The sequence below is a fragment of the Rhizobium sp. BK008 genome (assembly GCF_014197345.1).
Lineage (GTDB): Bacteria > Pseudomonadota > Alphaproteobacteria > Rhizobiales > Rhizobiaceae > Rhizobium > Rhizobium anhuiense.
In genome coordinates this window covers 266,645-291,385 of the sequence record NZ_JACIFK010000002.1, presented here as the reverse complement: position 1 = coordinate 291,385, position 24,741 = coordinate 266,645, and the positions used below count along the sequence as shown (strand labels likewise).

At 60.8% G+C, this 24,741-nt stretch carries 23 protein-coding genes and 1 pseudogene; 14 read left to right on the top strand and 10 right to left on the bottom strand.

From position 1 onward, the window contains the following. Window position 1: 1 nt before the first annotated feature. From FHT69_RS12855 to FHT69_RS12820, 8 genes are all read right to left on the bottom strand, one after another. Window positions 2-859 (bottom strand): ABC transporter permease, encoded by an 858-nt coding sequence (locus FHT69_RS12855; RefSeq protein WP_047612835.1) that lies wholly within the window; start codon window positions 857-859, stop codon window positions 2-4. 3 nt (window positions 860-862) lie between these two features. Continuing rightward, window positions 863-1,867: an ABC transporter permease gene (locus tag FHT69_RS12850; RefSeq protein ID WP_097595657.1), complete on the bottom strand. Its 1,005-nt coding sequence runs from the start codon at window positions 1,865-1,867 to the stop codon at window positions 863-865. A 113-nt stretch (window positions 1,868-1,980) separates the two neighbouring features. Further along, window positions 1,981-3,885: an ABC transporter substrate-binding protein gene (locus FHT69_RS12845; protein WP_097622701.1), complete on the bottom strand. Its 1,905-nt coding sequence runs from the start codon at window positions 3,883-3,885 to the stop codon at window positions 1,981-1,983. Between the two features lie 166 nt (window positions 3,886-4,051). Then, entirely contained in the window at window positions 4,052-5,560 is a 1,509-nt protein-coding gene (locus FHT69_RS12840; RefSeq protein ID WP_183905437.1) for an alpha-N-arabinofuranosidase, read from the bottom strand. Window positions 5,561-5,770: 210 nt separating this feature from the next. Continuing rightward, window positions 5,771-6,697 (bottom strand): ArsR/SmtB family transcription factor, encoded by a 927-nt coding sequence (locus FHT69_RS12835; RefSeq protein ID WP_174824429.1) that lies wholly within the window; start codon window positions 6,695-6,697, stop codon window positions 5,771-5,773. A gap of 99 nt (window positions 6,698-6,796) precedes the next feature. Further along, complete coding sequence (locus FHT69_RS12830) at window positions 6,797-7,228, bottom strand: type II toxin-antitoxin system VapC family toxin (protein ID WP_183905436.1); 432 nt, start codon at window positions 7,226-7,228, stop codon at window positions 6,797-6,799. Beyond that, complete coding sequence (locus FHT69_RS12825; protein ID WP_183905435.1) at window positions 7,225-7,473, bottom strand: FitA-like ribbon-helix-helix domain-containing protein; 249 nt, start codon at window positions 7,471-7,473, stop codon at window positions 7,225-7,227. Before FHT69_RS12825 ends, FHT69_RS12830 begins: the two co-directional genes overlap by 4 nt. A 126-nt stretch (window positions 7,474-7,599) precedes the next feature. After that, window positions 7,600-8,889, bottom strand: a complete 1,290-nt coding sequence (locus FHT69_RS12820) for a cytochrome-c peroxidase (protein WP_097622704.1) — start codon at window positions 8,887-8,889, stop codon at window positions 7,600-7,602. A 197-nt stretch (window positions 8,890-9,086) separates the two neighbouring features. On the opposite strand from FHT69_RS12820, the gene FHT69_RS12815 reads away from it, so the two are divergent. Next, window positions 9,087-10,631 (top strand): acid phosphatase, encoded by a 1,545-nt coding sequence (locus FHT69_RS12815; protein ID WP_097622705.1) that lies wholly within the window; start codon window positions 9,087-9,089, stop codon window positions 10,629-10,631. A gap of 96 nt (window positions 10,632-10,727) precedes the next feature. Here the strand turns inward: FHT69_RS12815 and FHT69_RS12810 are convergent, their stop codons facing one another. After that, on the bottom strand, window positions 10,728-11,486 hold the full coding sequence (locus tag FHT69_RS12810) for an IclR family transcriptional regulator (RefSeq protein ID WP_097622706.1): 759 nt from the start codon (window positions 11,484-11,486) through the stop codon (window positions 10,728-10,730). 157 nt (window positions 11,487-11,643) lie between these two features. On the opposite strand from FHT69_RS12810, the gene FHT69_RS12805 reads away from it, so the two are divergent. From FHT69_RS12805 to FHT69_RS12785, 5 genes and pseudogenes are all read left to right on the top strand, one after another. After that, on the top strand, window positions 11,644-12,351 hold the full coding sequence (locus tag FHT69_RS12805) for a 3-oxoacid CoA-transferase subunit A (RefSeq protein ID WP_097622707.1): 708 nt from the start codon (window positions 11,644-11,646) through the stop codon (window positions 12,349-12,351). Further along, the gene (locus FHT69_RS12800) at window positions 12,348-13,037 is read left to right on the top strand and encodes a 3-oxoacid CoA-transferase subunit B (RefSeq protein ID WP_097622708.1); all 690 of its coding nucleotides are present in this window, start codon (window positions 12,348-12,350) and stop codon (window positions 13,035-13,037) included. The genes FHT69_RS12805 and FHT69_RS12800 overlap by 4 nt, the downstream gene beginning before the upstream one ends. 9 nt (window positions 13,038-13,046) lie before the next feature. After that, window positions 13,047-14,252 carry a 3-oxoadipyl-CoA thiolase gene (gene pcaF, locus FHT69_RS12795; RefSeq protein ID WP_097595661.1) on the top strand — a complete coding sequence of 402 codons (1,206 nt, stop codon included), beginning with the start codon at window positions 13,047-13,049 and terminating at the stop codon, window positions 14,250-14,252. Window positions 14,253-14,338: 86 nt separating this feature from the next. Further along, window positions 14,339-14,819: pseudogene (locus FHT69_RS12790) on the top strand (N-acetyltransferase family protein). A 132-nt stretch (window positions 14,820-14,951) separates the two neighbouring features. Next, the gene (locus FHT69_RS12785; protein WP_097622709.1) at window positions 14,952-16,166 is read left to right on the top strand and encodes an MFS transporter; all 1,215 of its coding nucleotides are present in this window, start codon (window positions 14,952-14,954) and stop codon (window positions 16,164-16,166) included. A 48-nt stretch (window positions 16,167-16,214) separates the two neighbouring features. On the opposite strand, the gene FHT69_RS12780 is transcribed toward FHT69_RS12785, so the two are convergent. Then, entirely contained in the window at window positions 16,215-16,922 is a 708-nt protein-coding gene (locus tag FHT69_RS12780; protein WP_052213310.1) for a TetR/AcrR family transcriptional regulator, read from the bottom strand. Window positions 16,923-17,323: 401 nt separating this feature from the next. On the opposite strand from FHT69_RS12780, the gene FHT69_RS12775 reads away from it, so the two are divergent. From FHT69_RS12775 to FHT69_RS12740, 8 genes are read left to right on the top strand one after another with little or no spacing between them, the layout of a single operon-like run. Continuing rightward, on the top strand, window positions 17,324-17,992 hold the full coding sequence (locus tag FHT69_RS12775) for an amino acid ABC transporter permease (protein WP_097543544.1): 669 nt from the start codon (window positions 17,324-17,326) through the stop codon (window positions 17,990-17,992). Window positions 17,993-17,997: 5 nt separating this feature from the next. After that, the gene (locus FHT69_RS12770) at window positions 17,998-18,648 is read left to right on the top strand and encodes an amino acid ABC transporter permease (RefSeq protein ID WP_097622711.1); all 651 of its coding nucleotides are present in this window, start codon (window positions 17,998-18,000) and stop codon (window positions 18,646-18,648) included. A gap of 43 nt (window positions 18,649-18,691) precedes the next feature. Beyond that, window positions 18,692-19,531 carry a transporter substrate-binding domain-containing protein gene (locus FHT69_RS12765; protein ID WP_164735896.1) on the top strand — a complete coding sequence of 280 codons (840 nt, stop codon included), beginning with the start codon at window positions 18,692-18,694 and terminating at the stop codon, window positions 19,529-19,531. Window positions 19,532-19,562: 31 nt separating this feature from the next. Beyond that, window positions 19,563-20,324 (top strand): amino acid ABC transporter ATP-binding protein, encoded by a 762-nt coding sequence (locus FHT69_RS12760; protein ID WP_280178056.1) that lies wholly within the window; start codon window positions 19,563-19,565, stop codon window positions 20,322-20,324. A 16-nt stretch (window positions 20,325-20,340) separates the two neighbouring features. Then, complete coding sequence (locus FHT69_RS12755) at window positions 20,341-21,147, top strand: sugar phosphate isomerase/epimerase family protein (RefSeq protein ID WP_047612865.1); 807 nt, start codon at window positions 20,341-20,343, stop codon at window positions 21,145-21,147. Between the two features lie 22 nt (window positions 21,148-21,169). Beyond that, a complete protein-coding gene (locus FHT69_RS12750) occupies window positions 21,170-22,279 on the top strand; it encodes a Gfo/Idh/MocA family protein (RefSeq protein ID WP_183905434.1) in 1,110 nt (369 codons plus the stop codon). Window position 22,280: 1 nt separating this feature from the next. Beyond that, window positions 22,281-22,730 (top strand): type II 3-dehydroquinate dehydratase, encoded by a 450-nt coding sequence (aroQ, locus tag FHT69_RS12745; RefSeq protein ID WP_028757578.1) that lies wholly within the window; start codon window positions 22,281-22,283, stop codon window positions 22,728-22,730. A gap of 41 nt (window positions 22,731-22,771) precedes the next feature. Beyond that, complete coding sequence (locus FHT69_RS12740) at window positions 22,772-24,688, top strand: bifunctional sugar phosphate isomerase/epimerase/4-hydroxyphenylpyruvate dioxygenase family protein (protein WP_063476013.1); 1,917 nt, start codon at window positions 22,772-22,774, stop codon at window positions 24,686-24,688. Window positions 24,689-24,741 lie beyond the last annotated feature (53 nt).

Genomic DNA, 24,741 nt, shown 5'->3' with positions numbered 1-24,741 from the left:
ACTAACTTCCCATCCGGTTGAGCCGGCTGCGCGGATCATTGTATTCGTTCATCGACATGGACAGCAGGAAGAGCGCCAGGAAGAGGACGACGATGACGGCGACGGGGGCGGCCACCCACCACCATATGCCTGATATCAGCGCCGAATGCGCATTGGCCCAATAGATCATCATGCCCATGGTCGGCGTCTCGATATCGGTGAAGCCCAGCACCGACAGGGTGATCTCCATGCCGATCGACCAGATCATGTTGTTCATCGTGGTGGCGAAGACGATCGGCAGAACATAGGGCAGGTGCTCCTCGACGAGGATCTTGCGCATGCTCATGCCGGAATAGACGCTCTGGGTGGTGAAGGATCTCGTCTTCAGGCTGATCGCCACCGAACGGATGAGGCGTGCATCGTAGGACCAGCCGAGCGAGGCCATGATGACGATCAGCACCGTCCAGGTCATGCTGTCCTTCAGCACGAAATAGAAAAGGATCAGCAGCGGAAATTGCGGGATGACCATGACGCTGTCGTTGATGGCCATCAGCACCCGGTCGACCGCGCCGCCGGCATAGCCGGCGACGAGGCCGACGACCAGCGAAATGATGCGTGAAATGAAGGCGACGCCGATGCCGAAAAACAGGGTGTTGCGGAGCGCGGTCGTCAGTTGCCAGAAAACATCCTGGCCACGCGATGTCGTGCCGAGCCAATATTCGCCATCGGGCGGCATATCGGGCGGCAGAAGATAGATGTCGGTCGCGCCGTACGGCGAGAAGTAGGACATGATGACCAGCCCGACGATGACGGCAAAGAGCAGCAGGCCGCTGAGGAATTCCATATTCTGGCGCGCGAGGTCGCGGACGATCGTAAACATGCTCTATTCCACCTTGATGCGCGGATCGATCAGCGGGCTCAGAATGTCGATGATGAACACGGCGGCGGCAACGCCGACGATCGACAATGCGCTGAGGCCGAGCACCAGACTGTAGTCGCCGGCATGCACCGCTTCGATCAGCAGGTTTCCGATGCCCGGATAGCCGAAGACGATTTCGGTAATGACCGTGCCGTTGAAGATCGCGCCGAGCGACATGGCAAGCCCGGTGAACTGCGGCACCATGGCATTGCGGGCGATATAGGAGCGCAGAATCTTGCGCTTCGGAACGCCGCCCAGCTCGGCGAAGACGACGTAATCCTCGGTGATGATGTTGGAAACGAGCGCGCGCATGCCGATCAGCCAGCTGCCGGCGCCGACCATGATCAGTGACAAGGCCGGCAGGATCGAGTGTTTCAGGATATCGAGGACGAGGGCAAAAGAGAGGTCGAGATTGGCGTTCATCTCGTAGCCGCCATTGATCGGCAGCACCGGCCAGAGATAGCCGAAGACAATCAGAAGCACGAAGGCCAGGATGTAATAGGGAATGGGAAGCAGGGCGATGAAGACGAGGCTGACGGCCTTCAGCACCATGTCCTTGCGGTAATAACCGGCGAGCGCGCCGATCGCATTGCCGAGCACGAAGGTGATCAGGGTCGACACCGACATCAGCCCGATGGTCCAGGGCAGGGACCGCATTATGATGGTGGAAACGGGGGTGGGAAAAGCCGATAGCGAGGGACCGAGATCACCGGTCGCAAGCCGCAGCCAGAAATGCAGGTATTGCTGCCAGATCGAGCCCTCCATACCGTAAAGCTCGCGAAGCGACTGGCGCATCAGTTCGATCGCATTCGGATCGGACTGCCCCATCTGGGTGATGGCGCCTATGCTTTCTTCGACCGGATCGATCGGGGTCAGGTGGGTGACGAAGAATGTTATCGTCACGCCAAGAAATACAACAAGCAGAAACTGACCGAACCGCTTCAGCACAAAGATCAGATAGGACGTCATAGGGCGGTGGTTCCTCTCTGGTTCCCTTCATCAAGTGGAAAGGATCGACGGACATGCCACATGCCCGTCGATTAGGGGGCCGGCGCGCAACACTCGCGCCGGCGTTGGGAGGATTATTTCGGTTGTGCCGGCTTCAGCTTGACCATCATCAGCCTGGAGTTGGCCCAATTCGGCACCGGATCGGTATAAGGATCAGCGATCGTCGGATAACCGGTCCAATAGGTCGTATCCATCGAGGTGAAGACGTTATAGGACATCAGCGGGATCGTCGGCATTTCGCGGGCGACCAGCTTCAGATAATCCTTGCCGAGCTCGACGCCCTTCGGATCATCGGCGCTGATGCCGCGAATGCTTTCGATGATCTTATCGAGATCCGGATTGCTCCAGCGCTGCCAGTTGCGCGGCGGCTGATTGTCACCCTTCTTGGCCACGAACTGCGAATGCCAGCTGTCGAGGAAGAACGACAGATCGGGATCGCCGCCCCAGGTTTCGACGCTCCAGGCGATCGCCACCTGGAAATCGCCGGGCTGGAGTGCCACCTGCCAAAGTTTCGCGGCCGGCACGGCTTTGGCGTCGATACCGAAGGAGGCCCATTGCTGTGCGATCAGCGTTCCGGCCCGGGTGAAGACGGAGCGGGTGTCGCCCTCGACCGTCATCCGGATCTTGAAGGGCTGTCCATCCGGGGTCAGCCATTTGCCGCCGGATTTCTTGAAGCCTGCCTTCTCCAGCAGTTCGCCGGCAGCCTTCGGATCCGGTTTCCACCAGCCATAGCCGAAGGCACCGCTGATTGCCTGCGGGTCGGTCGGGATCTGGTCCTTGAACTTCGGCTGCTTGCGCAGGATATCGGCGATCTGTTGCCCGACCGTCGGGTCATAAGGCTTGATCTTGCTCTTGCCGGTATCGATCTCGAAATCCTTCAGCCAATCCTGCATCGGCGCCTGATAGTCCTTCATCGTGGCCGCCGTCGGCGGCACGCCGAGCGCCGACAGCGTCGCAGCGCCGCGGTAGCTCGCCATGTCAACGGCCTTGATGTCGATCAGCAGGGCAAGCGCCCAGCGTACATCGGCGTTGTCGAAGGGCGGATTCTGGGTGTTGAAAATGACAGCCGGAAGTGTCGGATCCGGATGGGCGAAGGGGAAGCCCGGGAACCAGGTCTCGATCGACTTCGATTTTTCCTTCAGCGTGAACATGCCCTCGGGCGTGTTGTCGTGAATGATATCGAGATTGTGCTCGAGCTGAGCGATAGTGCGTTTATCCGGCGGGCCGGGATCGGTATAGGTCACGTATTTCGGGGCCGGCTCGCCGAAGCGGGCAAGCGATGTCCGCTGCCAGTCGTCACGCTTCTCCCAGGTATACCACTTGCCCTGGGGATCGTAGGACTTGAGCTTGTAGGCGCCGAGCGAGACGGGATTGGCGAAATCATAGCGAAGCGGATCTTCGACTTTCTCGAAGACATGCTTGGGCATGATCCAGGCGCCGTTCCAGCGAACGGTGAAGATGGCGTGGAAGCGCGAATTGGGCTTCTTCAGCTTGAACACCACAGTCGAGGAGTCGGTCGCCTCGACGCTTGCCACCTGCACCGAGAAGGCAGCACTCCAGACCATGCCGGGGTGATCCATCTGCGTCTTGACGGTATAGACCACGTCGTCTGCCGTGAACTCCACGCCGTCGCTCCAGAAGAGCCCCTTGCGCAGTTTCACGGTCATCTCGGTGAAGTCGGCATTATATTGCGGCTTGTCGGCAGCCAGCGAATTGTCCCAGGTCGCGCCGCCAAGCCCTTGTTCGGGGTCGATATACCAGAGCGTATCCATGGTCAGCTGCTGCAGGCCGGTCGATACGCCGCCGCCGCCATTGACCCAGATGTTGAACCAGCCGGGATTTTTGATCGTCCCTTCCGGATTTTCGACGATGAGCGTCTCCTTGCGCGGCAAGGAGGTGTAGTCATCAGCCTTGGCCGCCGCTGTCAGGCCGAGTGCGGCCAGCGCGACGCCAAATGCGAGCCTCTTCCACTGTTGCATGAACTCCTCCCTAGAAAGCGACGATACGGCGGCCGCAAAGGCACGCAGGGGCACGTCGCGGTTGTCGGTTCGCAGAGGCAGAGCCTCAGTGAACCATCCCTCCGGCCCGCCTGCCTCCTCGCAGTGAGCCGAATATCTTCAGCCGGGGCTTACCCGGCGACGGCTGTCACACCGACAGCCGGATGACATTGTAGGACAGCGGTTTCAGCGCTGCCCGCACCCGTCCATCCTCGACCTTCGCAGTCTCGACATTGACCGGAGCGACCGTCTTCGGCCGCGCAGCCGTATTGACGGCTTCCAGGTCGCCATGGGTCATCTCCACCTGCTCGACCACCCGGGCGGCTTCGAAACCTTCCAGCCGCACGTCGAGATCGAGCGCCGCGTTCGGATGACGGTTGACGGCAAAGAAGGTGAGCTGCCTGCCGTCTTCGGAATGGACGGCCGATACGTCGAGATAGGGGACGTCGTTCTCTTCGTCGCTGTCATAGGTCGGGCCGTCGACGACCAGCTGCAGCGCCGAGCCGCGGCCATATCGGGAAGCGTAGTAGAAGGGGTAATAGATCGTCTGGCGCCAGGCCGCACCGCCGTCCTCGGTCATAATAGGGGCGATGACGTTGACGAGTTGGGCGATGCAGGCGATGCGCACCCGGTCGGAGCGGCGGATGAAGGTGTTCAAAATGCCGCCGACCTGCAGCACGTCTTCGAAATTATAGATATCTTCCAGGAGATGCGGCGCATCCGGCCATTCGTCGCGCGCCAGGATCTCCTTGTCCTGCTGGTTGGAATGATACCAGACGTTCCATTCGTCGAAGGAAATGCCGATCGACTTCTTGGAGCGTTTTTTCGCCTTGATGTAGTCGATCACGCCGCCGATCGTGGTGATGTAGCGGTCGAGTTTCGTCGCGCGGGCGAGATAGTTGAGCGTATTTTTCTCGCGATTGGCAAAATACATGTGCAGCGAAATATGGTCGGCGCTGTCATAGCACTGGTCGAGAACCTGCGCTTCCCACTCGGGATAGGTCTTCATATCGGAATTGGACGAGCCGCAGACCACGAGTTCGAGCGACTTGTCGAAGCCGCGCATGGCTTTGGCCGTCTCATCCGCCAGCCGGCCATATTCATAGGCCGACTTGTGACCGACCTGCCAGGGCCCATCCATCTCGTTGCCGAGGCACCACAATTTGACATCGTGCGGATTGGACCAGCCGTGCTTGCGGCGCAGGTCCGACCAGTAGGTGCCGCCGGGATGATTGCAATATTCCAGGAAATTGCGGGCGGCATCGAGGCCGCGTGATCCGAGATTGACGGCGAGCATCGGCTTGGTGTTGGCCTTCTTGCACCAGTCGACGAATTCATTGACGCCGATCTGGTTGGCTTCGCGGGTGCGCCAGGCAAGATCGAGGCGAACCGGGCGCTCCGAACGCGGGCCGACGCCGTCTTCCCAATTATAGGCCGAGACGAAATTGCCGCCGGGATAACGGCAATATGGCGTGTCGAGCTCACGCACAAGATCGAGCACGTCGCGGCGAAATCCGTCCTCGTCGGCTGTGGGATGTCCGGGCTCATAGATGCCGCCGTAAATCGCTCTGCCGAGATGTTCGAGAAATGAACTGTAGAGCCTGGCGTCAATGGTCGCGACGCGGAAATCGCGGTGGGCAACGACATTCGTCTTCAACGGATCCTCCCGTTTATATATCAGAATTTTTGTTTTCTTGTCTCTAACTTGATATCAGGAATGTCGTTCTGTCAACCGAGTTACGGTTTTAATCATACTAATTCAATTTTCTAAAATAATTGTGTTATTACAGTATGTTGTCGTGCATTTTTGGTTGTCAAATCTGGAAAGAAGCGTGATATTTAAATCAAGATTTCCGATATTTATAATTCAGACATGCAGCCGCATGATGATATCGCGTCCATGATTTCCGAAGCCGCGGCCGAAAATATTCACGCCGCCGGTATGGCCGGCATTCTCGGCGATGCCGACCCTAAGCCGGATCGAGGAGTGCTGGGCAAGCGCCAGATCGCTGAGCGTGACATTCGATGCGGCGATGCCGTCGATGAAGGTTCCGCGCGTCGAGATGCGCCAGGTCTTCATCATCCCATATTGCGAGCCCTCGAGCTTCCACCATGCCGGCGTGAAGGCGCCGCGCTTGTCGCCGTAATCGCCGGGCGATGTCCAGGTGCCGATCGCCATGCCGTTGACCCAGAGCGTGATATCGGAGGGCCAGTCCGGATTGGTGCCGGGCACCTCGGACGACAGCTCCAGCGAAAACTCGATGGCGCGGATATCCTTGTTCAACACCTTGGCGTTGTTGGGGAATTTATATTCCACATAGCCCCGGCCGAACCAGACGAGCCCGGCCTGCATGCGCTGCGGATCGAGGAAATAGTCCGGCACATCGAGGGGACCGATGACGCTCTCGGTGGAGCAAAGACCGCAGGGCGCATGGACGTCGCAACTGGTGTACAACCCCACAGGCATCTCGACTTCGATGATATTGTTGGCCCTTTGGGCCGCACTTTCCTCGAAGCTGATCAGAATTTCGCTGTAGATTGCCGAGCAGATCTTCTGATTTCCCTTGCGGGCTTTCGCCAGCTGGGAATCGACAAGCCGGGCGTCCTCCAAAATCTGGATGCCGGTTGCGACGGTGGATTGGGGGAGGGAAAGCGCGCGTGCGATGTCGTTGATATTCATCGGCCCTTTGGCACAGAGCAGTTTGAGAATCTCAATCCGCGCCGGGGCCGAAAGGGCGCGGATCGCGTCGTTATTCTCGCCGGCGGCAATCGTCAAAAACGAGCGTTCCATCATTCCCCCATCATTTCCAGTAAAATGATGTATATCGGAAATTATGATACATCAAGTGGGAATGCTTAGGTCGACCTTGGCTGACTTAGATGGTTTAGAATTCTACGATGCGAGGAGATCCTTCCACGGATTGATGATCTGCAAGCCGGTTCCGTCGAAATCGGACACATTTCGCGTTGCGAGTGAAGCGCCGCGCGAGATGGCGATGGCTGCGATCTGCGCATCGAACTGGCTGATCGGCCTGCCAGCCTTGCGGCGATCGGTGGCAATGATGGCATAGACATCTGCCGCGTCACGATCGAATGGCAGGATACGGCCACTCATGTCCTCATTGAATATCGGCAGGATGGCTGCCTCGAGATTACGCCGACGCCGGCCGGGAGGAAGGAGACGCAAGCCATACAAAATTTCCGCTTCGGTGATCGCGGTCGTGAATACGGATAGTGGATGTTGTGCCCCGAGCCATTCGATTACAGCCGCATTCGGCGCCGGCGTGAGCAGTTCCGAAATGACGTTGGTATCGAGAACGATCACGCGTCAAAGTCCGGCGCGTCCCGGATCGGCTGCCGGGGCGGAATTTCGAGCTCAACCCCTCCGACCGATTGCACGCGGGCGCGAATGGTATCGGCGAGATTGCGCGCCACCGGCTCGGTGGTCGCAAGTGCCGTACGCAGAATATCGCGTGCTTCGTCTTCCATTGATCGCCCATGCGTGGCGGCGCGAACGCGCAGCCGCTGCTTCAATCCATCATCGAGATTGCGGATCGTCATGCTGGCCATCATTGCCTCCATTCATCAATGACAGCATATAAATCATTGATTGCATATTCTCAAGCAACGGTCGCGAGATGCGTTTCCGTCCTTAGCCTAGCAAGTCCATAACAAGAGTGGTCCGCCGGCCCCGGGTCAATGCCCGATCGCATCAGATTGCAGATCGGCATCCGTCAGCGTTCCCAGGAAGGCGACGATGTCGTCGATCTCGAGGTCGGTGAGGGCAGGCGCATCGCCGGACTTCCGGCCGAAGGGTGGGTCCTGGTTGAGATTGTCCCAATAGGCTTGCGGCAGGTCGTCATATCTACGGACCGTGCCATCTGAATTTTTCGGATACCACCGGCCGGGATCGCTGTCGCGGGTCGCATAGAAGGAGACGACGTCGCGCAGCGAGTGGAAATAGCCGTTGTGGAAGAAGCTCTTCTTCAGAGCGACATTGCGCAGCGTCGGGGTGCGGAACAGGCCGCAATAGTCGCTGCGTCCGGCAAAGTCGGTGCGCTGAGGGCCGCAGAGGCCGAGATCGTGATAGTTCGGATCGCTATTGGCCGGGATTGCCATATTGCGGGGAGCGGCGAGTCCGAGGAAGCCGAAATCGGAAAATTGCGGCGGTTCGCCGTCATTGGCAGGCTCGCTCAGATGACAGCTCGAACAGTTGCCCTTGGCCGGATCCTCGAACAGCTGCCGCCCCCGTAGCTCCTGCGCTGTCAGCGTCGCCTTGCCGGCGAGAAAGGCGTCGTAGCGGCTGGAATAGGGATAAAAATCCGGGCCGCTCTGTTCGAAGGTGGCGAGCGCCTCGGCGGCGGCGTCGAAGGCATCGTCGGGATTGTCGAACACCGTCTCGCCGAATGCCGCCTCGATGTCATCGGCATAGGCTGCCTTCTGCAGCTTTGCCACCACTTCGGCCGCATCCTTGTTTCCCATCTCGAAGGGCGAAAGCAACGGGATCTTCGCCTGATCGGCGCCGTGGTCGACACGGCCGTCCCAGGTCAGGCCGCCGGTCGGGCCATTGTCGACGCTTTCGTCGCCCTCGTCCTCGGAATCGTAATAATGCTCAGTGAAGGCGGGTACCGCCTGGAGGTAGCGCAGCGTCGGCACGGCGCGCCGCCCCGGCCGGTCCATATGCTGGCCGCCGATTTCGACAGGCGTCGCCGATGCCGGGCCGAAGGCGTGAGCCGGATCATGGCAGGACGCGCAGGCCTGCAGCCCCGAGGCCGACAGCGAGGCATCCGAGAATATCTTGCGGCCGAGCGCGGTGAGCGTTTCGGCTCGGGCAAAGGCCTCGGCGCGCGACATCGGGCCGGGATGCAGGCCGGCCGTGGTCGCCGCGCTGCTTTGCCGCAGCGGAAGACTGGCAAGACAGAGCGCCACAGCACCCATGCTCACCGCCAGGCCGGACCGCACAAGCCAGATGGTCTTGATTGCCATGATAAGGATTCCAATAGCTTAAGACTGGTTTGCTCCATGATCGAACCTTGTTGCAACAAATTGATGACGGCTATCGCCTGCGGCATCACGCCAACCCCCGATGTCACAAAGTTGATAGACGGCCGGAATAGCGTTTGGACGCCCCCGAGCGTTCTCCGCTCCCTCTAGCCAACGCCCCCTAGCCATGAGGAACTGACGTGAAAAGACTGAAGACCCTCCATTCCATCTGTCTCGCCGGATCGGCCATCGTGCCGTTTGCGATCACAACGGCAGCCCATGCGGCGCCCGCCGGCTACGACAAGATCGACAATGTCGTCGTCATCTATGCCGAAAACCGCAGCTTCGATAATCTCTACGGCAGCTTTCCCGGCGTCGACGGGCTCTCGAACGCGACCGCCGATCACGCCCGCCAGCTCGACCGCGACGGCCAGCTGCTATCCGAACTGCCGCCCGCCTGGGGCGGCCTCACCGCCAAGGGTGTTACGCCTGCCGTCACCGAGGCGCAGTCGGCCCATCTTGCCAACGCCACCTTTGCGATCGACGATCCCAAGGGTTTTGCGCAGGCGCCTTCGGTCATCACCCGCGATCTCTGGCATCGCTTTTACCAGGAGCAGATGCAGATCGACGGCGGCAAGAACGACAAGTTCGTGGCCTGGGCCGATTCCGGCAGCCTCGTCATGGGGCACTACGACGGCTCCATCCTGCCGATGTGGCAGGTCGCCAAGAAATACGTCATTGCCGACAACTTCTTCCAGGGCGCTTTCGGCGGTTCCTTCCTCAATCACTTCGCACTCGTCTGCGCCTGCACGCCCTATTATCCCGACGCCGACAAGAGCCCGGCAAAGCCGACCATTGCCAAGGTCGATGCGGACGGCACGTCGCTTGTTGTGGCGGAAAACGCCCCGAAGTCGGCGCTGGAGGGCGCCCCGAAATTCGTCTCCGACGGCACGCTGACCCCTGACTTCTATGCCGTCAACACCATGCAGCCGCCCTACCAGCCGAGCGCCAATCCGCCGGCCAAGGACGGCGATTCGGCCTATGCCGATCCCACCGCCGCAACGACGCTGCCGCCGCAGCATGAAATTACCATCGGCGACCTGCTGTCGCTGAAGGGTGTCAGCTGGGCATGGTATAGCGGCGCCTGGCAGGCAGCCCTCGACGGCAAGAACGCCACGCCGGTGCCGAACTTCCAGTTCCACCACCAGCCGTTCAACTATTTCGCCAATTTCGCGCCAGGCACGCCGGCGCGCGCCGAACATCTGAGGGATGGCGGTCTTGGCGGCGAAGCCTTCCTCAGGGATATCGACGATGGCAAGCTGCCGGCGGTCTCCTTCTACAAGCCGCAGGGCAACCTCAACGAACATGGCGGTTATGCCGATGTGTCGAGCGGCGACCAGCATCTTGCCGATATCGTCTCCCATCTGGAGAAGAGCCCGCAATGGGGCCATATGCTCGTCATCGTCACCTATGACGAGAATGGCGGCTTCTGGGATCACGTCGCGCCGCCGAAGGCCGACCGCTGGGGCCCGGGCAACCGCATTCCGGCCTTCATCATCTCGCCCTTCGCCAAGGGCGGCATGGTCGATCACACCCAGTACGACACGACCTCGATCATCCGCTTCATCACCGCGCGCTATGATCTGCCGGTGCTGCCCGGCATCCTCGCCCGCGACAAGGCGCTGCGCAACAATGATCGGCCGCCGATGGGCGACCTCACAGCCGCGCTCGACCTGACGCATTGACGATTGCGAGCGGCCCCTGTTTGGGGCCGCTCCATCTGTTTCTTTACGTATTCCGGACGCAAAACCGCTGCGGACTTTTGCTGGAACTGCTTGCCGTCACCGCCGCAGTAATGGCCGCAATGCGGTCTGCGTTTCCTTCAGCAGCGGCAGATACCGCTCCTTCATCTCCGCGGCCGGCACGAGAGCGGCCGGCGCGCCGATATTGATCGCCGCGACGGTTTCGCCGCGGTCGTTGTCGATGGGCACGGCAATGGAGCAGAGACCGATCTCCAGCTCCTGATCGATGATGGCGTAACCCTCGGCGCGCACACGGCGGAATTCTGTGATGAGCTCCTCCGGATCGGTTCTGGTATTCACAGTGTTCTTCTTCAGCTCGCTGCGGGCAAGGATGGCGCGCGCTTCGCTCTCGGGGAGAGCCGCAAGCAGCACCCGGCCCATCGAGGCGCAGTAAGCGGGCAGGCGGCTTCCGGGGGTCAAATTGATCGACATGACGCGGCGCTGCGAGGCGCGGGCGATATAGACGATTTCGGTACCGTCGAGCACCGAGGCCGAGGCGCTCTGGCCGGCCTTTTCCGAGAGAAGATCGAGATGCGGTTGCAGCAGCGCCGGCAGCGGCGTCGCCGCGAGATAGGCATGGCCAAGCCGCAGGATCTTCGGTGTCAGGGTGAAGAACTTGCCGTCGTAATCGGCATAACCGAGTTCGGCGAGCGTCAGCAGCGAGCGGCGCACGGTGGCGCGATCGAGCGCCGTCAGTTTCGACGCCTCGGCAATGGAAAGCCGCTGCCGCGTTTCGCCAAAGGCTTCGATGACTTTCAGGCCGCGGGCAAAGCCGCTGACGAAATCCGTTTCGCGCATGGGTCCGAGTCTCCAATCAACTTGAGTAGTTTGTGCGATGTATGAACAAATGTCAAATATCGCACAAATTTCTTGCCGTCCGGCCCGCTGCGCTTTATCCCTGACGCTCAAAGGATGGGAACCAGTTCCCGATCGCATAGCCAAGGAGAGATCCCGCATGGACAAGACAGTCGGGAGCACGGCGGAAGCCGTCTCTGAGATCGGTGACGGCGCGACCGTCATGATCGGTGGTTTCGGTGGCTCGGGCGCGCCGATCGAGCTCATTCATGCCCTGATCGACAAGGGCTCCAAGGGCCTGACCGTGATCAACAACAATGCCGGCAACGGGCGCATCGGCATCGCGGCGATGATCGATGCCGGCTTGGTCCGGAAAATGATCTGTTCCTTTCCGCGGTCGTCGGATCCGCGCGCCTTCACGGATAAATATCTGGCCGGCGAGATCGAGCTCGAGCTGGTGCCGCAGGGAACGCTTGCCGAGCGCATCCGCGCCGGCGGAGCCGGCATTCCGGCTTTTTACACGCCGACGGCTTACGGCACCGAACTGGCCAACGGCAAGGTCATCGCCGAGTTCGATGGCCGCCACTATGTGCAGGAGCGCTGGCTGAAGGCCGACTTTGCGATCGTGAAGGCTGAAATCGGCGATATCCAGGGCAACCTCACCTACAACAAGGCCGGCCGCAACTTCAATCCGCTGATGTGCATGGCGGCGGAAAAGACGATCGTCCAGGTCTCGTCGATCGTGCCGGCCGGCGGCATCGATCCCGAACACGTGGTGACACCCGGCATCTTCGTCGACCGCGTTGTCGCCGTTCCCAATCCCCAACAGGAAGAAGAGCTCATTCGAGCCGGAGTGGCCTACGTATGACCATCGACACTCGTGAAGACATCAAGCTTTCCAACGCGCAGATCGCCTGGCGCGCCGCGCAGGACATTGCGGACGGCGCCTATGTCAACCTCGGCATCGGCTTTCCCGAAATGGTCGCCCGATATCAGCCGCCCGGCCGTCAGGCAATCTTCCACACGGAAAACGGCATCCTGAATTTCGGCGAGCCGCCGGCGGCGGGCGAAGAGGACTGGGACCTGATCAATGCCGGCAAGAAGGCGGTGACGCTGAAGCCGGGTGCCGCCTTCTTCCATCATGCCGACAGCTTCGCCATGGTGCGCGGCGGCCACCTCGACGTCGCAATCCTCGGCGCCTATCAGGTGGCTCAGAGCGGTGACCTCGCCAACTGGCGGGTGGGCAGCAAAGGCGTGCCGGCCGTCGGCGGCGCCATGGACCTGGTGCACGGCGCCAAGCAAGTCTGCGTCATCACCGAACACGTCACCAAGACGGGCGAGCCGAAGCTTGTGGAGAAATGCACCTTCCCGCTGACCGGCCTAGCCTGCATCACCCGCGTCTATACGAGCCACGCCGTCATCGACATCGTCAAGGGACGCTTCGTCCTGCGCGAAAAGCTCGCCGCGATGTCGCAAGAGGAATTGCAGGCGATGACCGGCGCGCCGCTCACCGTCGAAGGGCCGGTTGGCGACCTCGTCGTCCCGCAACTCTGAGGAAAAGCCATGACCGAAGCCTTTATCTGCGACTATGTCAGAACGCCGATCGGCCGCTTCGCCGGTTCGCTGTCCCAGGTGCGCGCCGACGATCTCGGCGCCATTCCGCTGAAAGCGCTGATGCAACGAAATGCCGCCGTCGATTGGGAAGCCGTCGATGACGTGATCTTCGGCTGCGCCAACCAGGCGGGCGAGGATAATCGCAATGTCGCGCGCATGTCGGCGCTGCTGGCCGGCCTGCCGATCTCAGTTCCGGGCACGACGATCAACCGGCTTTGCGGCTCCGGCATGGACGCGGTGATCACCGCGGCGCGGGCCATCCGCTCCGGCGAGGCCGAGCTGATGGTCGCCGGCGGCGTCGAAAGCATGTCGCGCGCGCCCTTCGTCATGCCGAAGGCCGAGACGGCCTTTTCCCGGGCCGCCGAAATCCACGACACGACGATCGGCTGGCGCTTCGTCAATCCGCTGATGAAGAAGCAATATGGCGTCGATTCCATGCCGGAGACCGGTGAGAACGTTGCCGAGGACTATCATGTCAGCCGTGAGGACCAGGATGCCTTCGCGGTGCGAAGCCAGGCGAAGGCGGCGGCCGCCCAGGCGAACGGACGGCTGGCGAAGGAAATCACCCCGGTGATCATTCCGCAGCGTAAGGGTGATCCCGTCATCGTCGAAAAAGACGAACATCCGCGGGCGACGACGATCGAGACGCTGGCGAAACTCGCCACGCCTTTCAAGAAGGAGGGCGGCACGGTGACGGCCGGCAATGCCTCCGGCGTCAATGACGGGGCGGCGGCGCTGATCGTCGCTTCGGAAGCGGCGGCCCGGAAATATGGCCTGACGCCGATCGCCCGCATTCTCGGTGGTGCTGCCGCCGCCGTTCCGCCAAGGGTGATGGGTGTCGGGCCGATCCCGGCCTCGCGCAAGCTGATGGCGCGGCTCGGCATGAGCGCCGAACAGTTCGACGTGATCGAACTCAACGAGGCCTTTGCCAGCCAGGGGCTGGCGGTGTTGCGCGCGCTCGGCATTGCCGATGATGATGCGCGGGTGAACCGCAATGGCGGCGCGATTGCGCTCGGCCATCCGCTTGGCATGTCGGGTGCACGCATCACCGGCACGGCGGCGCTGGAGCTTCATGAGACCGGCGGAAAATATTCGCTGTCGACCATGTGCATCGGCGTCGGGCAGGGCATCGCGATCGCGCTCGAAAGGGTTTGATGTCGTTCGAAAGGAAGGCGCTTCCGGCATTGGCCGGAGGCCGCCCATCCGTTGCAAGCCATATCAGGCTTCTGTAGACATCGGGCATGCTGATCCGCCCCGCAGATAAGAACGATCAAGACGCGATCTGGAGGATCATCGGTCCGACGATCCGCGCCGGCGAAACCTATGCGCTTGATCGTGATCTCTCTGAAGCCGGTGCGCTCGCCTATTGGATGGGACCGGACCGCGAGACTTTCGTCGCGGAAGAGGATGGTGTGGTCCTCGGCACCTATTACATCAAGGCCAATCAGGCCGGCGGCGGCCGGCATGTCTGCAACTGCGGTTACATGACCAACGCCGCCGAGCGGCCGCGGCGTCGCTCGCCGGATGCATGACCATTCCCTGCAGCATGCCCGCGCCAGGGGCTTTCGGGCGATGCAGTTCAATTTCGTCGTCAGCAGCAATGAACGCGCCGTCGCGCTGTGGCAATCGCTCGGTTTCGAAATCGTCGGTCGTCTTCCCGGTGTGTTTCTTCATCCGACGCAGGGCTATGTCGATGCATTGGTGATGTTCCGTACTCTCTAAGTGCGACGAAAAAAGATTTGAGCGCGCTGTCGAAATCGCAGCGGTTCAAACGTCTTTGGATTGCAGGCGCGGAGTGCGGTAGGCTTGCCGCATGCGTCGCGATCACTCTGTCGGCATGGAGGTTATGAAGCCATGAGTGTTTCCTATCGTTGGGTCATCGTCGCTGCGGGCGCATTGATGACCTGCGTTGCGCTCGGTGCGATGTTCTCTTTGGCGATTTTCCAGGAGCCGATCGCAACGGCGACCGGCTGGTCGCATGTCGGCATCGCCAGCGCGATGACGCTGAATTTCATCGTCATGGGCTTCGGCGGCTTCTTCTGGGGCGCGGCAAGCGACCGCTTCGGCCCGCGCGTCGTCGTGATGATCGGGTCGGTGCTGCTCGGCCTGGCGCTTGTGCTGGCGAGCCGGGCCGGGACGCTGCTGCAGTTCCAACTGACCTACGGCATCCTCGTCGGGCTCGCCGCCAGCACCTTCTTCGCGCCGATGATCGCGGCGACGACGGCGTGGTTCGACGAAAACCGCGGCCTTGCAGTGTCGCTCGTCTCCGCCGGCATGGGCGTTGCGCCGATGACGATCTCGCCCTTCGCGCGTTGGCTGATCTCGGCCTATGAATGGCGGCCCGCCATGCTGATGATCGGTATCGGCGCCTGGCTGCTGTTGGTGCCGGCCGCTCTGCTGGTCAGGCGTCCACCGGCCGAAACCGCTGAAACCGGAACCGAGTTCGCAGCCGACGGCGCCAGGCCCCCGCTGTCGAAAGTCTTTCGGTCGCCGCAATTCATCGTGCTCGGCCTGACCTTCTTTGCCTGCTGCGCGGCACATTCCGGACCGATCTTCCATATGGTGAATTATGCGACGATCTGCGGCGTCGCACCGATGGCAGCCGTCAGCATCTACAGCGTCGAAGGTCTGGCCGGACTGGGTGGTCGGCTGCTCTATGGCAGCCTTGCCGATAGGATAGGGGTAAAGCCGGTGCTGGTCGCCGGCCTGCTGGTGCAGGCGGCCGCACTCGCGACCTATCTCTTGGTCAGCCGGCTCGGCGAATTCTATGCGCTCGCCATCATTTTCGGCAGCGCCTATGGCGGTGTGATGCCGCTTTATGCGGTGCTGGCGCGGGAATATTTCGGGCCGCGCATTATCGGCACGGTCTTTGGTGCGGCGACGATGCTCTCCAGCCTCGGCATGGCCTTCGGCCCTCTCGTCGGAGGCTGGATCTTCGACACCTTCGCCAATTATTCCTGGCTGTTCATCGGCTCCGCAACGGTCGGTCTGGGGGCGGCCGCGATCGCCCTCGCATTCCCGCCACTCGCCCGCCAAAAACCGCAGCCGGCCTTTGGCGTGGCTCCATGAGACGACGCCGGGCTGTTCTGTGGTGCGGCGGTTGCGAAGGACCGATCTTTACGAGAAATCCGAAACGAAGCCTTCCATCGTCGTGTTCAGCCGCCCAAGGATCGTCAGCAGGATCTGCTGCTTGCGGGCTCGCCGCGCTGCCGCCGATGTCATATCGACATCGAAGATCGCCGAGAAGGTGGCACGGTTTGAAACATTGAAGAAGCAGAGACCGCTCAGCGTCATATGGATCTCTATTGGCGTAACGGCCTGATGGAATAGTTCCTTTTGGTATCCGAGACGCAGGCATTGATCGATGCGTTGCAGGATCGGCCGGTGCAATTCGCCGATCAGGGATGAGGCCGGCAGGTATTTTGCGTCGTTGAGATTCTCGCTCATGATCAATTTGACGAACGTCGGATGATCGAAGTGAAAGTCGAAGCAGAAGTCCACGAGGTTCTTCAGCGACTGGCGTGGATCTTCCTCACCGAGGTCGACCTTCGCTTCCGCGACGCGGATGCGCGCATAGGCGTTTTCGAGCACGGCGACGTAGAGCTTCGCCTTCGAGTTGAAGTAGTAATAGATCATCCGCTTGCTGCGGCGGGTCTTCTGGGCAATGCTGTCGATTGTCGTGCCGGCGTAGCCATGCCGGGCGAACTCACCCTCGGCCGCTTCGAGGATGTCTGCGCGGGTCTGATCGGGATCGTTCGTCCGCTGCTGACGCTGATATTTTTGCGTCGCCTGCGACTTGCCGGGTTTAACCGCACTCTCAGCCATGGTTCCTCGCTGACCAGCCAATGCAATCGCCCTTATCGCGGCCTTTGCCTCGCATTGCAAGCATGGCCGTCCTCGAACATTCCAAAATCGCCAGTTGAGCCGATCCCCACGCGAGATGGCTTTTACTTGCATAGCGAGGAATGAATTTTGAACCATTGCGAACAATTTTTTGAAGCTGGCATCGGTGAAAATTCAAGAAAAAATGTCAGATTGAATCTTCAAAGTAGATTAGGGTGTTATATTAAATAATTGAAAGAAAACGAAATATTTCAGATTTGCATTAATCCTCCCAGGGAGTTGACAGATATTTCGTCATCTGGCTACTTATGTACGTAAGCGAACATTTTTCGTGTGAGGGCCGGGGACGGAGAAGGCGCTTGCAGCGACGGGAGGAGCTCACCGTGAGCTATCAATTTGATTTCAGCGTTATTTTTGCCGCCTGGCCCCGGCTTCTCTATGGGTGCTGGCTGACGCTTGCCATTTCGACCAAGGCGATGGCGATGGGCTTTGCGATCGGCCTTCTCTGCGTGGCCTTGCGCCGGACCGGGATCGGGCCGTTCGTCTGGCTGGTGAAGTGTTTCATCGAGATCATCCGCAACACTCCCTTTCCGGTTCAGGCCTTCTTCATCTATCTCGGCCTGCCGTCGATCGGGATCAGGCTCGCGCCAGATACCGCCGCCATCGTCGCGCTTGGTCTCAACGGCGGCGCCTATGCCGCCGAGATCATCCGTGGCGGGGTGGAATCGATCCAGAAGGGCCAGGTCGAGGCAGGCCGCGCGCTCGGCCTCAGCGGCATCCAGGTGTTCCGCTATATCATCCTGCGGCCGGCGCTGCGCGTCAGCTTTCCTGCACTCGCAAGCCAGTTCATTCTGTTGATGCTGACCTCCAGCGTTGTCGCCTCGATATCGGCGATGGAGCTAGCCAGCATTGGCCAGCAGCTGGAATCGACGACCTTTCGCAGTTTCGAGGTCTACCTGACCCTGACCGGTCTCTACCTCGGAATGTCCGCCATGCTCACGGGGCTTTTCTCCCTGATCGAGCGCGGCCTTCTCTCCTATCCGACGCGGTGACGGCGATGGTTCAGACACTCGGCCTCAATCAGATCGTCATCCTGCTCGAAGCGTTCCGCTGGACGATCCTGCTCGCGGCGATCGCCTTCGTCTGCGGTGCCGGTGGAGGGCTCTGCATCGCCCTGATCCGAACGGCGCCGTTCCAGGCGCTGCGAGCCATGGCGACCGCATTCATCATCGTCTTTCAGGGCACGCCGCTGTTGATGCAGCTCTTCGTCATCTATTACGGCCTGCCGCTGATCGGCATCACGGTCAACGCCTGGGTCGCCGTTGCCGCCGGCCTCACACTGCATGCGAGCGCCTATCTCGGCGAGATCTGGCGCAGCACCATCATGGCGCTGCCGAAGGGGCAGGAAGAAGCGGCCAAGGCGCTCGGCCTCGGATACCGGGCCCGTATCGTCGACGTCATCCTGCCGCAGGCGCTGCGGATTTCGCTGCCAAGCACCGTCGGTTTCCTGGTGCAACTGGTCAAGGGTACGTCGCTTGCCGCCATTATCGGCTTCACCGAGCTGACGCGGGCCGGGCAGATCGTCTCCAACGCGACCTATCAACCGCTCATCGTCTTCGGCCTCGTCGGCGCGCTCTACTTCGCGCTCTGCTGGCCGCTGTCGCACTTCAGTTTCCAACTGGAAAAACGCTTTGCGAGCGCCCGCTAGCGCGCGCAGGGAATAACGCTAAGGGCAAGGAGGAAGCCTAATGATGAAGAATACCAATATGTTGAGGAAGGCCTGGGGGGCAGTCGGCGCGATCGGTTTTGGCCTTGTCGTCGCATTCGGCGCCGGCAAGGCCGATGCGCAGAGCTTTGCGGAGCTGAAGGCCAGCGGCAAGATCGTGATCGGTATCCAGGGCGAGAATCCACCATGGGGGTTCGTCGACGAAAACAATCAGAGCGCCGGCTTCGATGCCGATTTCGCCAAGCTTCTCGGTGAGGAAATCGGCGTGCCGGTCGAGTTCAACCGCGTTGCCGTCGCCAATCGTATCCCGACCTTGATGACCAACAAAGTCGATGCACTGATTGCAGTGATGGGCATGTATCCCGACCGCGCCAAGGTGGTGCAGTTTACCAAGCCCTATTCGGCGATCGACATCATGCTGCTCGCCAAGCCGGAGACAAATATCAAGGCGCCGGCCGATCTCAAGGGCCTGCGAATTGCCGTTGCGCGCTCCTCGGCACAGGATACGCAGGTGACGCAGAACGCTCCGGAAGGCGCGACGATCCAGCGTTTCGATGACGATGCTACCGCCATCCAGGCCTTCCTTTCCGGTCAGGTCGACGCGCTCGGCGCCAACAACACCTATTTCCTCAGCATCGCCAAGATCGCGCCGGACTTCAAATTCGAAAAGAAACTGCAGTTCAACCGCCAATATAACGGCATCTCCGTGCGTCCCGGTCAAAAGCAGTTTGTCGAGGAGCTGAACGCCTTCATCGACAAGGCGCGCGCCGACGGCCGCCTCGAGAAGATCTACCAGAAATGGCTTGGCCAGGACGCGCCCGACTTCCCGGACTCGCTGCCTAATATCCCCTTCACCGTTCAATAACAAAGCAGATGAGGAAGACGCCGTGAATGCGATGGTGACAATTGCGGACAATGCCGCTGTCGATCCGATGATCGTCATGGAAGCCGTGGACAAATATTACGGCGCCTTCCACGCTCTCAAGAGCATCAACCTGACGGTGAAGCAGGGGGAGAAGGTCGTTCTCTGCGGGCCTTCCGGCTCGGGGAAATCGACCCTCATCCGCTGCATCAACTATCTCGAGAATTTCGCCAGCGGCCGGGTCGTGGTCGACGGTATCGAGTTGAAGACAGGCGCCTCGATCGACGCCATCCGTCGTGAGGTTGGCATGGTCTTCCAGCAGTTCAATCTCTTCCCGCATATGACGGTTCTGAGAAACTGCATGCTTGCACCGATGAAGGTGCGCGGAATGAAGGCAGCACAGGCGGAAGAGGTTGCGCGAGCCTATCTGGAGCGCGTGCGCATCTCCGATCAGATGCACAAATATCCGGCGCAGCTTTCCGGCGGTCAGCAGCAGCGTGTGGCGATTGCCCGCGCGCTCTGCATGGATCCAAAGGTGATGCTCTTCGATGAGCCGACCTCGGCGCTCGATCCCGAGATGGTCAAGGAAGTGCTCGACACAATGGTCTCGCTCGCCGGCGAAGGGCGAACGATGATCTGCGTGACCCATGAGATGGGTTTTGCCCGCGCCGTGGCCGATCGTGTGATCTTCATGGCGAATGGCGAGATCATCGAGGAGGCGTCGCCCGAGGAATTCTTCACCGCGCCCCGGAACGAGCGCACGCGCGCTTTTCTCGGACAGATTCTCGGGCACTGAGAGCGGGAAGAGAATAATGCCACTCGATTACGGTGTTCATACGTTCGGCTTCGTCTGGAACGCGACGGCGGCCGAGGCCATCGCCAGGCTGGCGGATCAGGGTTTTAGGAAATTCCAGCTGCTTGCCAGTGATCCGCATTTCAATATCCGTGATCACGGTTCGACGGACTGGATCGCGCTCAGGAACGGCATCGCCGCTGCTGGCGGAAAGCTGGTCGCGCTCGACCTGCCGGTTGGCGACTATAATCTCGCCAGCCCTATGCCCGATGTGACGGAGTTTGCTGTCGGCGCCTATGGCAGAGCAATCGAAGCGGCCGCCTTTCTCGGCAGCCGCTATGTCACGGTGAGTTCAGGGCGTAAACACGCGCTCATCGCCGCGACACCTGGCGTGCTGGAAGATATCGTCGCTGACTGCCTCGTCCGGCTGGCGGACCACGCCGCCGCCTGCGGAATCCGACTTCTCTTCGAAAACCACCCGATCGGTGTCTTCCCGGATGCGGCCTCGATCCGATCGATGCTCGACCGCTGCCGCCGGGACAATATCGACGTCGTCTATGACGTCGCCAATGCCCGGGCGATCGGCGAGGATCCGTCCGCCGGCCTGGAAATGTTGAAGGACAGGGTTCGCGTCATCCACCTCTCGGATGCCGACGACGGCAAATGGCAGCACGCGCCGATCGGCTCGGGACAGATCGACTTCCGGCCGATCCTGAAGACCATCGAAGATCTTCGCTTCGACGGCGACGTGGTCATCGAAATCATCTCGGAAAATCCATTGGCGGATGCGGTTGCTTCTCGCACCCGCCTGCAAACCCTCTTGTGACTGGAACGGAATGGTTGAAAGCATGGCAAATATCTCCATCGGCGTCATCGGCGCAGGCCTGATCGGCCGCAAACACATCATGAAGATCATCGATCATCCCGATTTCGACCTTGCCGGTATCGCTGACGTCAACCGCGACAGCATCTCGGCGCAATATCCGGGTATTGCGGTCTTCAAGGATTACAAGTCGCTGCTCGATGAAGCACGGCCGCAGGCCGTCATCATTGCCTCGCCCAACCAGAGCCATGCCGAAATCGGTATCGAATGCGCGCGCCTCGGGATCGATATGCTGATCGAAAAGCCGGTGACCGATACGCTCGAAAGCGCCGCCGATCTGCTCCTGGAAGTGCGCGCAAACAATGTCCGGACGCTCGTCGGTCATCATCGCCGCCATCATGACCAGGTCAAGACGCTGAGACGCTTGCTGCGTGAAGGGTTGATTGGCAATCTTGTCGGCGTCTCCGCCATCTGGGCGGCCTACAAGCCGGATGAGTATTTCCGCATCGCCCCCTGGCGCACGCAGCCGGGTGGCGGACCGATCCTGATCAACCTCATTCACGAGATCGATTTCCTGCGTTACACGGCAGGCGAGATCCTTGGTGTCAGCGCCATCTCCTCAAACCGGCAGCGGCAGTTCCCGGTTGAAGATACCACCGGCGCCTTGCTTCAATTCGATAGCGGCTGCATCGGCACCTTCTTTGCGAGCGACAGCGCGGTTTCCCCCTGGACGACGGAGCAGGGGGCCGGCGAAGCAGTCGAGTTTCCGTTCAGCGGAGAGAGCAACTATCGCTTCGTCGGCAGCCGCGGTTCTCTGGAATTTCCGACCCTGGTCCATTGGGCGCAGGCAGAGGGTAGCCAGAACTGGAACGAGCCGATCCGGTCCCAGCGGCTGCTTGCAAGCTTCATCGATCCCTACCACGCCCAGCTCGACCATTTCCGCGATGTCGTCCGCGGCGAGGCGGAGTCGCTGCTCACCGTTGAGGATGGCGCCCGTACGCTGATCGCGACGCTTGCCGTGGCGGAGGCTGCCGCATCGGGAAGCCGGATCGATCTCCACGATCGTTACGAGGCGCTCGCAGCCGGAAAATTCTCACCGACATTGCAAGCTACAAATCCAAGGAAAGCATTCTGACATGAAGCCGATCTTCGTTCTCAACGGTTCCAACCTCAATCTGCTTGGCCAACGCGAGCCGCATATCTACGGCAGCACGACACTCGCTGACATCGAAACCATGTGCCATGCGAGCCCGGCGGGCCGAAAGCATGGTGTCGACTTCCGGCAATCCAACCACGAGGGCGAACTGATCGACTGGATCCACGAAGCCCGCCATGCGGCCGACGCGATCGTCATCAATGCCGGTGCCTATACCCATACCTCGCTCGCCATCCATGATGCGCTGAGGACCTTCGAAGGCCCGATCATCGAACTGCACATCACCAATGTGCATCGCCGCGAAACCGTTCGCCACCACTCCTACATCTCGCTTGCTGCGACCGGCGTGATCTGCGGCCTCGGGCCGGATGGCTATGAGTTCGCACTCGAGGCGGCGTCACGGCTCGTCGCCAAGACAAAGGCGGCATAGGGCGCTCCCATCCCGATCACTGTCGCGAAAGGACTCCTGCGATGAAGACATCGATAGCGACCGTTTCATTAGGCGGCGACCTGCGCGACAAGCTGGAGGCGATCGCCAGGGCCGGCTTCGACGGGGTGGAGATTTTCGAGAACGACTTTTTGATCTACGACGCCAGCCCCAAGGAGGTCGGCCGGATGGTGCGCGATCTCGGCATGGAGATCACGCTGTTTCAGCCGTTTCGCGATTTCGAAGGCATGCCGGAACCGCTGCGCAGCCGCACCTTCGACCGGGCAGAGCGCAAGTTCGACGTCATGCAGGAAATGGGCACCGATCTCGTGCTCGTCTGCTCGAACGTTTCGCCAGCGTCGCTCGGCGGTCTCGACCGGGCGGCGGCAGATTTTCATGAACTCGGCGAGCGGGCCGCCGGGCGCGGTCTGCGCGTCGGCTACGAGGCGCTCGCCTGGGGCCGCCACATCCATGATCACCGCGACGCTTGGGAGATCGTCCGGCGGGCCGATCATCCAAATATCGGCCTGGTCCTCGACAGCTTTCATACGCTGTCGCGCAAGATCGACGTCAACTCGATCCGCTCGATCCCGAAGGAGAAGATCTTCATCATCCAGCTTGCCGACGCGCCGCTGATCGACATGGATCTGCTCTATTGGAGCCGGCACTTCCGCAACATGCCCGGCGAAGGCGATCTGCCGGTGCTCGACTTCATGAAGGCTGTCGCCGCAACGGGGTATGACGGATATCTGTCGCTGGAGATCTTCAACGATCAATTCCGCGGCGGGTCTGCGAGCGCAATCGCCGTCGACGGCCGCCGCTCGTTGATCTATCTCGGCGACCAGGTCAAGCGGCAGCAGCCGCAGAGTGCGCTGCCGGTGCCTCCAATGCCGCCCCGCGCAGCCGTCGAGGGCATCTCCTTCGTCGAGTTCACCGCCGCTGAAGACGAGGCGCCAGAGCTCGAAGCGCTGTTTGCAAGCCTCGGCTTTAGAAGAGCGGCCAGACACAAGAGCAAGCGCGTGACCGTCTTTCGCCAGGGCGCCATCAACCTCGTCGTCAATACCGAGCAGAAGGGCTTTGCCAGCGCCTCCTATTCCGTCCACGGCACCTCGGCCTATGCCGCCGGCCTGATGGTCGATGATGCAACGGCAGCGTTGCGACGCGCCGTTGCGCTCGGCGCCCAACGATTCGAGCAATCGCTCGATGCCGGCGAAATCGAGGTGCCGGCGGTGCGTGGCGTCGGCGGCGGCATCCTCTATTTCCTCGACCGCAAGACCGAACTCGGTCGCATCTGGGAGATCGAATTCGACGCGATCGAGGACCATATCCCTCTTCAGCCGGCCGGGCTGCAGTCGATCGACCATATGGCGCAGACGATGAAATATGAGGAGCTTTTGACCTGGCTGTTGTTTTATACGTCGCTGATCGACGTGCAGAAGACGCCGATGGTCGATATCGTCGATCCCTCGGGCATCGTCAGGAGCCAGGTGGTCGAGAATGCGGAAGGCTCGCTGCGCATCACCATGAACGGCGCCGAGAACCGCAACACGCTGGCCGGCCGTTTCATCGCCGAAACCTTCGGCTCCGGCATCCAGCATCTGGCCTTCAGGACGCACGACATCTTTGCCACTGCAGCAGCCCTTGCCGCAAACGGTTTCGTCTCACTGGCGATTTCGCCGAACTATTATGACGATCTCGAAGCCCGCTTCGGCCTCGACGCCGAATTTGCCGAGCGCCTCAAGGCGGGCAACATCCTCTATGATCGCGATGAGCACGGCGAATATTTCCAGCTCTATAGCCCGACCTATGGCGAAGGCCTGTTCTTCGAGATCGTCGAGCGGCGCGGTTATCGTGGTTATGGTGCTGCCAACGCCATCTTCAGGATCGCGGCGCTGAGGAAACATCTGAGGCCGGCAGGCATGCCGACGGTCACGAAAAATCGCGGACATCAGACCGACTGATTTTCCCGGCGACCGAGCACATCGCCGCTCGTCAGCCTCGGCCTCTCACGCAA